Below are 13557 nucleotides of genomic sequence, written 5' to 3'. Positions count from 1 at the left end.
TACGAATCCGATAGAATGAGTTTTTTGTTCTTTTTACTACAATTTCTCGTAGACTTTTTGTTCTAAATTCTTTAGAGCAAATTGTCTACCTTTTTCTTGAGATTTTTGTTTGTAATGCATTAAGCAGGTATTACTTGACAATAGGGTTTTAAGTCCTTCGTATAGCGATGTGCCATTGTTGTCAACGATAAGTCCAAACTCACCATTTTCTCCTAATAATTCTTGCATACCAGCACAGCGAGTTGTAATAATGGGCAAGCCTAAAATTAATGCTTCTGTGATTACTGTACTATATCCTTCTGCCCGCGATGAACAGACAAATAAATCGGCTTTTGCCAAGTAAGGATAGGGGTTGGTGTGAAATCCGCTTAGTCGGACACATGTTTCTAAATGGTGTTGCTTGATGTACTGTTCCAATTTTTCCCTGTCGGTTCCTTCTCCCAAAATATTTAGTGAGAAACGAAAACCTTCGTCTTTTAATCTTTTGATGATAGGAAGCAATCGGTCGTAACCTTTTTGTGGTACTAATCTTCCCATAGTGACCATTATCAATCCTTGTTCTAACCAGCAAATTGGATTGATAGATTTGTCTGCTAGTAGTTTTATTTTGTTTTCATCAATAGGATTGTAAGTGACTGTGCTGTTGGGATGGGAAAACAATAGGTCGAAACTTGTTTTTACATCCAAAGAGACAGAAGTAACCTCGTCGAATTGTTGATAGGACTCTTGTTCTTCTTGACAGCTTCTGTATGCTATAGTTGTCCAATGATTGTTTTTTAAATCAGTATGTACCCAAGCGATCTTTTTAGATCGCTTGTTGTTAGATCCAGAAACGATTCGGGTGGCATATCCTTCAATAAAGGCTACTTCGGTGTCGTAATTCCCTTTGACAAAAAGAGCGTAAAACAATTTGGCAGAAAAGTGATGATAGATTAGGTGTTTGAATTTATTAATGATCTTTTTAGTTATTCGTCTCCAGCAATTGTCTTGGTCGCTAATTGGATGGAAGATGTAGTTGTAATGAATTTGCTCGGGATACTCTTTTGTTACATCATCTTTGGTCAGACTATATAATGTAATGTTGAACAATGTATAATCAATATGAGTTAATAGCGTCAGCAGAATTTGTTCAGCTCCTCCACCATAAAGTCCGTTAGTAAAGAAAAGGATCTTTTTTTTCATCGAGTTAATAATGTTTCAATTGGTTTCATCAATACTTCCAAAGTAAATTCCTTCCCTCGTTTGATTACCTTCTCTTTGTAATGTGACAATTGCTCTGGATGGTCGAGTAGTTGTTTAATACCTTCAAACAAGGTCGCTTCCGAATTCTCTGTAATGATGCCATACTTTTCTCCTTGCAGAAGTTCATTCATACCGGAGCAATCAGTGGTCACAACCGGAAGCCCCAAAATAAGTGCTTCAGTTACCGCAGTACTATACCCTTCGCTGATTGAAGAACAGACAAACAAGTCGGATTGTGTCATAAAGGCGTATGGATTTGTTTGGAATCCCCATAGAGTAACACAATCTTCCAACTGTTTTTTGCAGATATAATGTTGAAGCATTTCACGTTCTTCACCATCTCCCAATATCCATAGTTCGAAAGCGTATCCGGATTGCTTCAAACGTAAAGCGATGTGGAGCAACCGGCTGTATGCTTTAACTTTGGTCAGTCTGCCAATGCTGATTAATCGTATTTTGCTTTTGGAAGGCAAAGGTTCGTATTGCTTTCCTTTTTTTATAATGTCTTCGTGATCTATAGGGTTATAAATGATTTTTACTAAACTTTTTACTAAAGGGAAAGCTTTTATAAAGGCTTTTTGGACAGTAACAGAAACTGTGACAATTTGGTGATATCGGCTATATGTCTGTTCTTCATTCTGTTTATTCTTAAATATAACATTAGTCCAATGATGTTTTTCAAAATCAGTGTGTACCCAAGCGATCTTTTTGGCCTGTTTATTAGTAGAATGTGCCAATAGTTTAGTTGCAAATCCTTCCACAAAAGCGATCTCCACGTCTGCATGATGTGGAACAAACCATTTGTAAACCAATCGTAACGGAAGCCACGAATAGATTAATTTGTATTTGAGTTGATAAATCAGTTTCCTTATTCCTTTTATTTGTTCTGGATTGGGCAATATAGAAGTATAGTGAACGTATGGCTTTACATCGTTTACATATTTCCCGCAATCTACGATGCAACATAGTGTGACATCAAATTTGTTCGAGTCGAGATGTTGCAACAAGGTGGTCAATACCTTTTCTGCCCCACCGCCAGATAGGGATTCGATGAGGAAAAGAAGATTATTTAATTTGCTTTGCATAAGAATTTAATATGAACTTGTAAAGACATAATAATTTCTTTTTCCAATTCCAAATGTTGACTGGAATACAATTTAATATTTGGATAGATTGATGAATATTTAATGCTGCTGAAAAATAAGTATACAAATCAAAATCAAGTCTTTGTTGTATTATTTGCTCATCTTGTTGTTTCATGGGGAATTCATCAATAATCCATTGATAATACTTTAAAGCAGCTTTGGATTTTTCTACATTCCAACATGAGCTTGAAGAAATGTTATTTTCACTTTTTCTATAAACTATTAGGCTTTCTTCTGTTGATGCAATTCCATTGTTGTTGCAGAAAAGTAAGATGGAAGCATCATCAGCATAATAACCTGCCGGATAAATTTGATACCCTCCTAATTGTTGAATATGTTGTGTCCTATAAAAAAATTCCGATATTGTATGTTTTCTTTTTCCAATAATAGTATTTGAAAGGAAATCAGCAAATGTTTCATATTTAGGAAACAAGGGAGATTTTCCTATGTTTGTATTGGTTTTACTGTCAATAAGGAGCGTTCTTGTTTTAAAGACATTGCATTGTGGATGGCTTTTAACTAAACCAAGCATCGTTGCAATGAAATTCGGTAGCATAATGTCATCATCGCATAGTAGTACAAAAAAATCACCATTAGCATAGGAAAGACATTTGTTCCAATTTAGGACAATGGAGGTTTTCCCTAAATTGTCCTCATTTTTATAGTATCTGATACGTTTGTCGTTATATGTAGAAATAATTTCCTCTATGTTCTCAGGAGATTTGTCATTGACTATGATCAGTTCGAACTTTGTGTAAGTTTGATTTAAAACAGAGTCAATGGCTTCTTTTAAATATGTAGCTTTGTATGCAGGTATTCCAATCGATACGAGATCTTTTGTCATTTTTTATAATTTGAAATAAGTGTGAGAAATTTGTATCTTCAATATGGTTTCCTTTTTAATCTTTCCTTAATTATGAATTCATATGTCCAATCTCCCAAAAGTATAGATGGTTGAAGTTTATTCCATTTATTATAAAAACTCAGCGACATGAAAAATACTATATTGTGAATTAGGATATTGTGACTTTTTTATCTTTCTATTAGTTGAAAAACGATTAATAAATGAACGTTCATAACTGAAAGAATGATTTTTTGTCGTATCTTTAATTCTTTAATTAGTTGTATAGTGTTATCTTGAGATCGATCATCGCAAATAATTATTTCATCTATAGGTAATGTTTGATTTAGAATAAATTCTAATTGTTTTTTTATATATTTTTCATCATTAATAGGTGCAAAGTGCGACAGATAATTTCATGCTGATTTAATATGTTTTAATTTCTTTCAACCAATTTTCTCTGATAAGAGAAGACTTAATGGGAATATCTTCTGCAAATACATTACCGAAGCAATCTTCCCCTTGAAGTACATTGAATGTCAATTGCGACTTTTTTGTTGTGTAGCACTTTACATTTCTTTCCGCCACATCAAAAACAATTTTATATTCTCCATTGGATAGGGTGTAAGGAGGAATCTCGAAAGTAAAGTGGTAACTTCCCGGTTCTAGCGATGTCTTTTTGTTCTCATCATTGTAGTCGGCTCGTGCCAGTGGGTATTGGAAGATGCTATATAGATTAAATCCAATAACCAAAGAAGGAATATGTTTCTTTACGCATATTTCAAATTCTATTTTAATAGTAGAAGAATTGTAGAATATGTTTCCATCGCTGGATGAAACAGAGGCTTTTTTCAAATAGAGTATTTGTTTGTTTCCGTCAGTTCCTTCAAATGAGTTTTGAATGATTTCATCACTTTGATAAGTACGGATGGTATCGGATATGCTTCCCATATATTTAACCTTCCCATTTTCCAATAATACTCCACGTGAACATAGCCGTTGCATACTACCCATATTATGACTCACAAACAACACCGTCCTCCCTTCGCCTTTCGACACGTCCTGCATCTTGCCGATAGCTTTCTTCTGGAATTCGGCATCACCTACGGCAAGTACCTCATCTACTACCAGTATTTCCGGTTCCAGAAAAGCGGCTACGGCAAAGCCCAGACGGACGGTCATGCCGCTGGAATAGCGTTTTACGGGGGTATCTACATAGCGTTTCACACCGGCAAAGTCGACTATCTCGTCCAACTTGTGGGAGATTTCGTGGCGAGTCATGCCCATGATGGAGCCGTTCATGTAGATGTTCTCACGGCCGGTCAGTTCCGGATGGAAACCGGTACCGACTTCCAAGAGAGAGGCAATGCGGCCACGGGCACGGATGGCTCCGGTGGTAGGGGAGGTGACACGCGACAGAAGTTTCAACAAGGTGGACTTCCCGGCACCGTTTTTTCCGATAATGCCTACTACATCGCCTTGATGCACATCGAAGGTGATGTCTTTCAACGCCCAGACATATTCCGACGCGCCTTTCTTGCTGCGGTCGTTGGTTTCGCCTATCTTCAGATAGGGGTCTTCCTGGCGGAGAATGGTCGTTTTCCACCAGCGGTTGAGGTCGTGGCTCAGTGTGCCGGTGCCGACCAGACCGAGTTTGTAGAGTTTGCCCACATGGTCAAACCGGATTGCTATATCGTTCATTCTTATTCTCTTTTTTTAATTCTGCTGCTTACACTGTATCCATAAAATTGCGTTCCACCCGGCTGAAGATGACTACTGAGCAGAACAGGGTGGAGAGCATAAACAAAGTGCTATATGCCAATCCGCCCCAATCAAGTGAACCACACCCCATGCAGCTGTATTTAAAGGTCTCGAATATGGGGGTCAACGGGTTGAGCGCGATGATGTCACGGTATTTTTCCGGAGCTGCGTTTAGCGGATAAATGACCGGAGTGGCATACATGAACAGTTGCAGGCCGAAGGTGACCAACTGGGTGAGGTCACGGTATTTGGTGGTCAGCGCCGATACGATCAACCCCCACGACATGGCATGGAATGCAATCAGAAATGTCAGGAACGGAAACAACAGCAGGGCGGCATTGACATGCAGTGAAGCTCCTTTCACATAAAAATAGAGATACATGGCAATGAACAACAACAATTGTATTCCGAACTTGATTAGGTTGGAGGTGATGCCGGACAACGGCACGACCAGACGGGGGAAGTAGACTTTGCCGAACACGCCCGCATTAGCCGTGAACACATTGGAGGATACGTTGAACGCGGAACTGAAATAATTCCACAGCATGATACCTGCCATGTAGAATAAAGGCTGTGGTACTCCGTCCGTCGAGATACCTGCCAGGCCACCGAATATGAACATATACATCACGGTAGTGAAGATCGGTTGGATGAGGAACCAGAGAGGACCCAGAATAGTTTGTTTGTACACGGTGACAATGTCGCGTTTCACGTACATATAGTATAGGTCACGGTACCGCCATATACCTTTCAGATCTATATCCAGCCATTTTTTCTTTGGCTTTATTTCTATTGTCCAGTTTTCTTTAGTCATTTTTTGAAATCTTGTTTTTTAGTAGCGTTTGTCCAGATAGAGCACACAGTGCTGCTGTTTGTGGTCGCTCCAGGGATTGGAAACCAGTTGGTAACAATTCACTTGGAATGCAGGTGAACAGAGCGTATAATCTATTCGTAAAAAATCGCCCCAGCGTTGGTAGCTGCCTTTCCATGTCCGGCCGGCCTGGAGGAAGCAATCCTGCAGTGACCGGCTGATTTTCCGGTAAACATACGAAGCCGGTGTATCGTTGAAATCACCGCACACGATGACCGGATAAGGACTCTCGGCAATGGCGTTTGCCAAGAGATCGGCTTGCCGGTTACGCCGGATGGCGTGGTGGCGCATCGTCTGGAGTCTGTCTTTCATTGAGGATGATTCATTCATGCCGGTAGTTTGCAGATGGACGTTGAATAACCGGAAAGTTTGCCCTATCATCCGGATATCCGCTTGAAGCATCTTATTGTAGCTGTCCGGGAAGTAGTACTCTTGAACGTTTCCGACAGGCCAGCGGCTGAAGACGGCCAGATTAAGAATTTCATCCTCCCGCGAGTTGACGATGCAATAGGGGTAATCGGGAAAAGCAGCTCGGATGGTGTCCCATGCCAGAAGATTGGTATGGGGACGTTCCTGCAGGCAGACGATGCCGGGCTGCAGGATACGAATGCTATGGATGGCCTTCGCCAGGGTGTCTTTGTTCAGTCTGAACCCTTCGGCATTCCAGCAAACCAGTTTTAGCTGATTGGAATCTGGCACTTCTTCTCTATGTAGGAAATGAAGCGGAAAGTAACCGGATAGAATAGGTGAACTACCTAATAGCAAAAGCAAGTAAAGCATCCACCAACGATTATGTTTCCAAAGCAGAATCGCGAAAATAATCCCATCGGCTATACATATAGGAATCGCCGATAGACTGATGAAGATAAGATTTCCGGCCCACTCGGGAGTGAAGCAGGGGAGAAATATCAACAGCAGTGTCAGACCGCACAGGATACCTCCCGACAGACAGTTAAATACGCGCATTGTTAGCAATCAGACCTTCTAAAGCTTCGAGTTGTCTTCGGGTCAACCTCAATTGGTCAAGCATGGGCCGGTAACGCTCCAAATGGTGCAGGTCCGTACCCACAAAATCGTACATTTTTTGTTTTAACAGCTTTTCGCTGACCACTTTGGGGTGCGGGCCATAGTAACCGCTCAGTGACATCAGATTGAGTTGAAAGCTGTAACCTTTCTCTTTCAGCAGAAGGTAATCTTTTTCTTCCATGTACAGGTAACGCTCCGGGTGGGCGATGACCGGTTGATAACCGGCATTCCATACTTTCATCAGGATATCCGGCAAACCGGGAGGAGGGTACATGTAGGATGTCTCGACCAGCAGGTGGCTGCTGCCCAAAGGCAGCACTTCTCCATCCAGCTTGTTTGTAAAAGCGGCATCCATCATATATTCGGAAGACAGCCGTAGATCCAACGGGCCGGAATAGGCCGCCTTCAACACGTCGAGCTGTTGTCGCAGCTTCTTGTTCGGTGTGGGATAATCTTCCATGATATGGGGGGTGAGCCACACTTTCCGCAACCCTATGGATTCCATATAGCGCAGCAGGGATAGACTGGCATTTATGTCGGGCGAACCGTCGTCCACTCCCGGAAGAACATGGGAATGGACATCGGTCATACCCTTCATTAAACCAGAATTAATCAAATTGTATTTGGACTTGAATATACCAAACATCCTACTTCTTTTTTGGGGGGATTTTAGGATTTCTTTCTGAACAGCCGTTTCCAGCATGATTCGGAACCATCCACATAACCATAGCCGTAGCCGTAACCATATCCATAGCCTCCGTATCCGCCTGTCTTTACTATGGCCCCGTTAAGTACCAACGACATGTTGTTCAGTTGTCCGCTGCGATAAATTTTTTCCACTTCCGGTAACATGCGGCGGTCCAGTTTGCCAACCCGTACCACGAAGATGGTCAGGTCGGCTATGCGGTTGGTGATGGCGGCATCGGCCACCACTCCTACAGGCACATTGTCGACAAAGATATAGTCATAACGGTTGCGCAGTTCGGTTATCAGTACTTCCAGTTGTTCGCTGAGCAATAGCTCTGACGGGTTGGGGGCGATGGGACCGGCCGGAATGAAATCCAGATTTTCACAGATCTCGTTGTGCTTGATGATTTCATCCGTTGTGGCCTTGCCTGCCAGAAAAGAGGTCATTCCTTTTTCCTTTGTGTGGAGGCGGGTATGTGAAGTCAAAGTCCCTTTACGGATATCCATGTCAATCAGGATGACCTTCTTGTCGGTTTGCGCGAAGCTGGCTGCCAGATTGCTGGATACGTATGTCTTGCCGGCACCCGGTCCGAACGAGCTGAAAGTGACGACTTGCATGTTCTTTGACTTGACACGCATAAAATCCATGTTGGTGCGTATTATGCGGAAGGCTTCCGATACAATGTCACGCCCTTGGGCACGGACAGCAATGCCATGTGCCGTTTCTTTATTCTCTGTTTTCCCTTTGGATGAATCCTTGGGTATTTCGCCCAGGAAAGGAACGGTTACAGCATCCTCGATGTCCTTGCGGTTGCGTATACGGGTATCGAAGAACAGGAACAATAGCAGGACAATGGCCGGCAGGGCGATTCCTTTCATGACACCTGCCATGATCATGCTGCGTCCGTTGGGAGAAATCGGAGCATCCCCTCCTCCAGCAGGATCGAGCACACGGGCGTCAGTTTCGGTGGTGGCCTGGCTCAGCGCATTTTCTTCGCGTTTGTTCAGTAGATAGAGGTAAAGTTCCTCTTTGATGCGTTGCTGACGTTCGATAGAAAGCATTTGCTGCTGTTGTCTAGGTATGTTGGTTACCCGCCACTGGGCTTCTCCGGCCCTGCTTCGTGCCTCGTTCAGTTTCACATCGATGCTGACAATCATATTGTCGATGGCCCGGATGATATTCTGCCGCATGGCAATCAGATTCTTGTTCAGTTCCTGGACGATGGGATTCTTGTCGCTGCTTCCTTCTATCAGTTTGTCTCGTTTCAACTTGTTGGCATTATAGGCCGTTATCTGGGTTTCAATGTTGATGTCGGCTATGCCGGTGTTTGAAGGGATAAGCTCGGTTTCTTTGGACGGGTCCACCAGGTAGCTCTTGATGTAGCGTGCCATGCGTGCCTGTAATTCCAGTTCCTGAGTGGTCGAGCTGTACTGCCGTTTGTCTGACATGGACATGGAAGCGGCTGAACCGATATCGATGATGTCATTGTTCTGTTTGTAGGACTGAAGTTCGTTTTCCACGCCTCCCAGTTCTTTTTCGATGATGACCAGACGCTCGTTGATGAAGCTGGAGGTATTGATGGCTATCTGGTTCTTGTCTTTGATAGTCTCTTCATTATACACTGTAATCAGCATATTGAGCACATCTTCGGCACGGGCGGTGGAGTAATCACGGAGTGACAGGTAGAGGATGGAGGCGTCATTCTCAGCTTGGCTGATGTTCAGGTTGCTTCTGAATAGGCTGGCCATTGTGTCCGTACTCTGCCGGCGTATCGTAATCGGTGTGTTGAACCACTTGTCTGTATAATATAAGGTGGGTGAGACCACTATTTTTCCTACGGGCGACTGGATAGTGTCACCCAGATTGGCCGTCAGCGTTATACTTGTGGCGTCTGTCGAGAAATCGGATAACCGGACTTGCTTCCTGTTCAGGATTCTGACTGTCAGGCTGAAATCAAGATGATCCTCTTCTTCCGGGAATGAAACCTTGACAGGGGCTTGCGTATAAAGTTCCTCCTCACGCAAGTCATCCATGATGAGGTAGCATACATTGGCGTGAAGACGGTTCACCACATCGCGCATGAGTTTGTGTGACTGGAATTGCAGGATCTCATTGGATACATTGGTATATGAATAGGTGTTAAAACGGTCCAGCCCGCGACCGATGTTGTTTGAATAGGCGTCCTTTATCATGACGGTGGCTGACCGTGAATAGATAAAGGGAAGTTTGGCATATTGATACCATGCATATCCGCCGAACAGACTGACCGACAATACAAACCAGTACCATTTGGACAACAGGTACATGATGATGTCAACGGGGTTGATATTGAATCCTCCCCCGCTTAAGGTCTTATCTCCCGACATATCTTTTTGTTCACTCATTCTTATCATGTCGTTTCTTTTTTATTTAGTAGTTAACAACACCAGTGAGGTGATTGTGGTGATGAAGGACAGGATCATACTCCACGTGCTCAGTTTTCTCTGGGCCTGTTCGGTGGCCTTCATGTTGGTGGGTTCTACGTAAACGATGTCATTCTGTTGCAGGTAATAGTAAGGCGATGTGAAGATGTCTTTACTGCGGATGTCGTGGAACAGGATTCGTCGCTTGTTCCCATATTCGCGGATGACGGCGATACGGTCCAGACGGGATCGGGGGGTCAGGTCTCCGGCCATGGCAAGAGCCTCCAGAAGAGTGATGCGGTCGCCTTTCACTTCAAAGGTTCCTACATGTCCAACTTCTCCCAGCACGGAAAATTTGAAGTTAAGGAAATTGACGGTGACCATAGGATCTTTCAGCAATTCTTCGTTGATCAGTCGTTTCTTGATCAGTTCGGTTAATTGTCGGCGGGTCAGTCCTTCCACATGCAGTTGTCCCAGCACAGGAAAGTCTATATTCCCGTTGATATCCACTAAATAACCTTTTTCTTTTTCATCACTTAATACCCCCACTTCATTGTTGGAAATGCTTCCGTCTGCTTCTACAGAATAGCTTCTGCTTCCGGACATATTGAAAGGCAGGGACAGTTCTGGGTTTTTGCTGTTCACAATAATACTCAATCTGTCATCCCTATGGATGATGGCTTCATATTTTTGAACCATAGGATATTCCTGTAGTTCATCCATATCTTGTAAATAGACAAAATCTTTGCGTGAAGCGCACGAACTAAAAATGATTATTGCCAACAGACAGGCCAGTTTGATTGTTTTATCCATTGTTTTATAATTAATTGTTTTTTATTCCTTTATATGAATCACTTGGTCACATCGTTCCATCAGTCGTGAATCGTGTGTCACAAATATTAATGTGTTATTCTTTCCCCATTGCAACAAATTGTCCATGAGGTGTGTGGTGGTCTCGGTGTCAAGTGCCGATGATGCTTCATCAAACAGCCAGATCCGCCCGGGACGCAACAGTGCGCGGGCTATTGCAATCCGTTGGGCTTGTCCTTCAGACAAGCCATATCCATGTTCCCCTATCTTGGTATCTAGTCCTTCCGGCAGACTGAACACAAATTCAGCGCAGGCCAGCCGGATGACTTTATGCAGAGCCTCTTCGTCTGCTCCCGGACTACCCAGCCATAAATTCTCCCGGATGGTACCGCTCAGCAACGTATTTCCTTGGGGCACATAGACGAAGTTGATGCGTAAATCGGGGGTCACACTGAGTGTCCGTCCGTCATCAGTTGTCAAATCGATGCGTCCCTTTTCCGGATAAACCAAAGCCAGTATCAGCCGGATAATGGTCGTTTTTCCTGTTCCGGTAGGTCCGGCTATGGCGGTGGAACTTCCCGGATGAAAGGCAGCTGTAAACCGGTCGAGTACCGGCTGTCCCTCTTCATAGCCAAAAGACACTTTCCGAAAGTTCAGTGTCAGTGGTTGGTCTATGTAGACCGGGTGTTCGTCCGGTTCTACATCTTCAAAGAGGGCCATTAACCGTTCCACGGAGGTCCATCCCCGTATCAGACTGGGAGGGATGGATATTAACCCTAAAAAAGGTCCCTGTACCTGTCCGACCAGTTGAAGAAAGGCTGTCATTGTTCCGAATGTTATCTCGTGGTTATGCAGTTGGAAAATACCCCAAAGGAATGCACATAAGTACCCTCCTCCAAATGTAAATCCCATGACCCCTTGCGTAAAAGTGGAAAATTTGATTTGTTCCATTCCCAATTTGAACAACTTCTCTTGTGTTTCATGTAATTTCTGTTTCCGGTAGTTGGTGGCTCCGAGCGAGCGGACTAGAATCCGTTTGGACAGATTTTCTTGCATGACGGTACCCATCTCGCTGTTCATCTTTTTTTGGGCACAGCTCAGTTCCCGGACCTTTCTGAAATAAATCTTTGACAATAAAACAAGAGGGGTGACTCCCAGTATGAACCAAGCTAAACGCGCGTCAAGAATCCACAAGTAGATAAAAGAGCTTGCCAATTGCAAGCCGGTAACCAGCAGGTTGGGTAGAATGCCCATTCCCATTCCCAACACTTCGGAAGCGTCACTGCTGATACGGGTCAGCAGGTCGCCTGTGTGCCATTTCCCTGCTCCTTTCCATGAACACATCATTAGGGCGTCGGACAGCGAATTTTGCATGCGGATACTGATGCGCATGTTGATCTTGCCAAAAATCCAGGGAGATACAAGTTTTATCCCCATACCCAGCAGGAAGGATAAGGCTACTATTGTGGCTACCAGGTAAATATTCCCTTCCTGTGCTCCGGTAGCTACATCGATGATCCATTTGGACATGGCCACATTGACCAATGACATGACCACTCCGAAAATACCCGAAAAGATAGAGAAGGTGATGAGCCAATGGTATCCTTCTGTTACCTGCATAACCCATTTGAAAGCTTTCCATCCTAACTGACATGTATTGCTCAGATTCTCCCGTGTGAGCTTCTGCAAAAATTTTTTCAGCAATTCTTTCATTTCTTTTTTATCATTTCCTTGAAACGTAAGAGGGCTAATCCGGCCAGCCACCAGAAAGTTTCGTCGAAAGCATAACCTAACGATAAGTGCATTTTGTGAAAGATCCGCTTCAACGTGTATCGTTTGTTCGCCCATTTCCCGGTGGGACGTTCACCGTAACGTTCGTCTCCATGTCCAAAATTGCCACTTTCCCAAATCTCTTGCATTAACTTGTCCGGACAGAGACTGGTACTGAATGGTAAAAGGTCGGCCGGCACGCCAAGATATTTTATCAATAGGGCATAAAGTAACCGGTTCCACCGGTGAATGTGCCATTTGCGACAGATACACTCTAATTCGTTTTTGTTTGTAACAGAATGTAATGCGTTAAAAGCCATGGCTATATCACACAATTGTCGTAGTCCGATCCCTTCATTGATAAGATGCTTCAATATGTGGGTGGAAAGTAATAGATGATTCGCTTCGCTCGGAAGTTTGCCTTGGCTGTTGGTAAAGACCCCCGCTTCCCATTGGCGGATTTCTTTTTGGAGGAAAGGGTTGTGCAACTCTATCAGCCTGCTGTGATGTTCAATCAGAACTCTGTTTATCAGACAGGAAGCCTCACCATTGGTTCCTCTTTTTACCGGTAATCCTAATTTTTCCATCCGTTGGTTGGCTTGTTCGGTTTGTGTCTTGTTTCCGAACCACAGGTCGATGTCTCCGGCTATGCGATGTTCCGGATGAGGGTAGAAGTCAGCTGTCCCTATCCCTTTTAGCAGCAGGAAAGGGATAGAAGGTGATTGTACATAAATCTGTTGGAGGGCTTTAATCGTTTCCCGGTGTTGCCGGTTCACCCGTTCCAAGGTGTCAACTTCCACCATCCAGCCAAGCAATACCTTCCGGGGAGGTACGGCTTCAGTCGGCAACAGGCGGATGCCATCGTAAATAATGCCTTGTACGGTTTGTTTTCTTGCCATGCTGTGAATTTCATTCCATTCCTTTTCATCTAGAGGAAAAAGGGCGGAACAGTCTTCCTGCCGGTCCCACAGTCCTTGCCTTAGCAAAAGCATGAAAGCCTT

12 protein-coding genes are annotated in these 13557 nt (G+C 43.7%); all 12 read right to left on the bottom strand.

The window, feature by feature from the left end; genetic code table 11:
• Positions 1 to 36: 36 nt before the first annotated feature.
• Positions 37 to 1182 (bottom strand): glycosyltransferase, encoded by a 1146-nt coding sequence (locus AB5935_RS04565; protein ID WP_007845042.1) that lies wholly within the window; start codon positions 1180 to 1182, stop codon positions 37 to 39.
• A complete protein-coding gene (locus AB5935_RS04560; protein ID WP_007845040.1) occupies positions 1179 to 2327 on the bottom strand; it encodes a glycosyltransferase in 1149 nt (382 codons plus the stop codon). Before AB5935_RS04560 ends, AB5935_RS04565 begins: the two co-directional genes overlap by 4 nt.
• Positions 2308 to 3231, bottom strand: a complete 924-nt coding sequence (locus tag AB5935_RS04555; protein ID WP_007845038.1) for a glycosyltransferase family 2 protein — start codon at positions 3229 to 3231, stop codon at positions 2308 to 2310. Before AB5935_RS04555 ends, AB5935_RS04560 begins: the two co-directional genes overlap by 20 nt.
• Positions 3232 to 3419: 188 nt before the next feature.
• A complete protein-coding gene (locus AB5935_RS04550; RefSeq protein ID WP_227191514.1) occupies positions 3420 to 3620 on the bottom strand; it encodes a glycosyltransferase in 201 nt (66 codons plus the stop codon).
• A 34-nt stretch (positions 3621 to 3654) separates the two neighbouring features.
• Positions 3655 to 4929, bottom strand: a complete 1275-nt coding sequence (locus tag AB5935_RS04545) for a polysaccharide ABC transporter ATP-binding protein (RefSeq protein WP_038609218.1) — start codon at positions 4927 to 4929, stop codon at positions 3655 to 3657.
• A gap of 28 nt (positions 4930 to 4957) precedes the next feature.
• Positions 4958 to 5803 (bottom strand): ABC transporter permease, encoded by an 846-nt coding sequence (locus AB5935_RS04540; RefSeq protein ID WP_022185931.1) that lies wholly within the window; start codon positions 5801 to 5803, stop codon positions 4958 to 4960.
• Between the two features lie 18 nt (positions 5804 to 5821).
• Positions 5822 to 6826: an endonuclease/exonuclease/phosphatase family protein gene (locus tag AB5935_RS04535; RefSeq protein WP_038609221.1), complete on the bottom strand. Its 1005-nt coding sequence runs from the start codon at positions 6824 to 6826 to the stop codon at positions 5822 to 5824.
• Complete coding sequence (locus AB5935_RS04530) at positions 6813 to 7532, bottom strand: tyrosine-protein phosphatase (protein WP_007843782.1); 720 nt, start codon at positions 7530 to 7532, stop codon at positions 6813 to 6815. Before AB5935_RS04530 ends, AB5935_RS04535 begins: the two co-directional genes overlap by 14 nt.
• A 23-nt stretch (positions 7533 to 7555) precedes the next feature.
• On the bottom strand, positions 7556 to 9967 hold the full coding sequence (locus AB5935_RS04525) for a GumC family protein (RefSeq protein WP_007852528.1): 2412 nt from the start codon (positions 9965 to 9967) through the stop codon (positions 7556 to 7558).
• A 12-nt stretch (positions 9968 to 9979) separates the two neighbouring features.
• Positions 9980 to 10789 carry a polysaccharide biosynthesis/export family protein gene (locus AB5935_RS04520; protein ID WP_007838105.1) on the bottom strand — a complete coding sequence of 270 codons (810 nt, stop codon included), beginning with the start codon at positions 10787 to 10789 and terminating at the stop codon, positions 9980 to 9982.
• A 21-nt stretch (positions 10790 to 10810) separates the two neighbouring features.
• Positions 10811 to 12499, bottom strand: coding sequence for an ABC transporter ATP-binding protein (locus AB5935_RS04515; RefSeq protein ID WP_007838106.1), 1689 nt, complete (start codon positions 12497 to 12499; stop codon positions 10811 to 10813).
• Entirely contained in the window at positions 12496 to 13548 is a 1053-nt protein-coding gene (locus AB5935_RS04510) for a nucleotidyltransferase family protein (RefSeq protein ID WP_229057220.1), read from the bottom strand. Before AB5935_RS04510 ends, AB5935_RS04515 begins: the two co-directional genes overlap by 4 nt.
• Positions 13549 to 13557: the final 9 nt, after the last annotated feature.

It is taken from the genome of Phocaeicola sp. RTP21198st1_B8_RTP21198_201120, from assembly GCF_040929485.1.
In the GTDB taxonomy this organism is placed as follows: domain Bacteria; phylum Bacteroidota; class Bacteroidia; order Bacteroidales; family Bacteroidaceae; genus Phocaeicola; species Phocaeicola dorei.
The sequence above is the reverse complement of the archived record's forward strand: the minus strand, read 5'-3'. Positions and strand labels throughout refer to the sequence as shown.

Coding starts and splice junctions, on each gene's coding strand:
- AB5935_RS04565 (WP_007845042.1), bottom strand. CDS start 1,182: ATGAAAAAAAAGATCCTTTTCTTTACTAACGGACTTTATGGTGGAGGA.
- AB5935_RS04560 (WP_007845040.1), bottom strand. CDS start 2,327: ATGCAAAGCAAATTAAATAATCTTCTTTTCCTCATCGAATCCCTATCT.
- AB5935_RS04555 (WP_007845038.1), bottom strand. CDS start 3,231: ATGACAAAAGATCTCGTATCGATTGGAATACCTGCATACAAAGCTACA.
- AB5935_RS04545 (WP_038609218.1), bottom strand. CDS start 4,929: ATGAACGATATAGCAATCCGGTTTGACCATGTGGGCAAACTCTACAAA.
- AB5935_RS04540 (WP_022185931.1), bottom strand. CDS start 5,803: ATGACTAAAGAAAACTGGACAATAGAAATAAAGCCAAAGAAAAAATGG.
- AB5935_RS04535 (WP_038609221.1), bottom strand. CDS start 6,826: ATGCGCGTATTTAACTGTCTGTCGGGAGGTATCCTGTGCGGTCTGACA.
- AB5935_RS04530 (WP_007843782.1), bottom strand. CDS start 7,532: ATGTTTGGTATATTCAAGTCCAAATACAATTTGATTAATTCTGGTTTA.
- AB5935_RS04525 (WP_007852528.1), bottom strand. CDS start 9,967: ATGATAAGAATGAGTGAACAAAAAGATATGTCGGGAGATAAGACCTTA.
- AB5935_RS04520 (WP_007838105.1), bottom strand. CDS start 10,789: ATGGATAAAACAATCAAACTGGCCTGTCTGTTGGCAATAATCATTTTT.
- AB5935_RS04515 (WP_007838106.1), bottom strand. CDS start 12,499: ATGAAAGAATTGCTGAAAAAATTTTTGCAGAAGCTCACACGGGAGAAT.
- AB5935_RS04510 (WP_229057220.1), bottom strand. CDS start 13,548: ATGCTTTTGCTAAGGCAAGGACTGTGGGACCGGCAGGAAGACTGTTCC.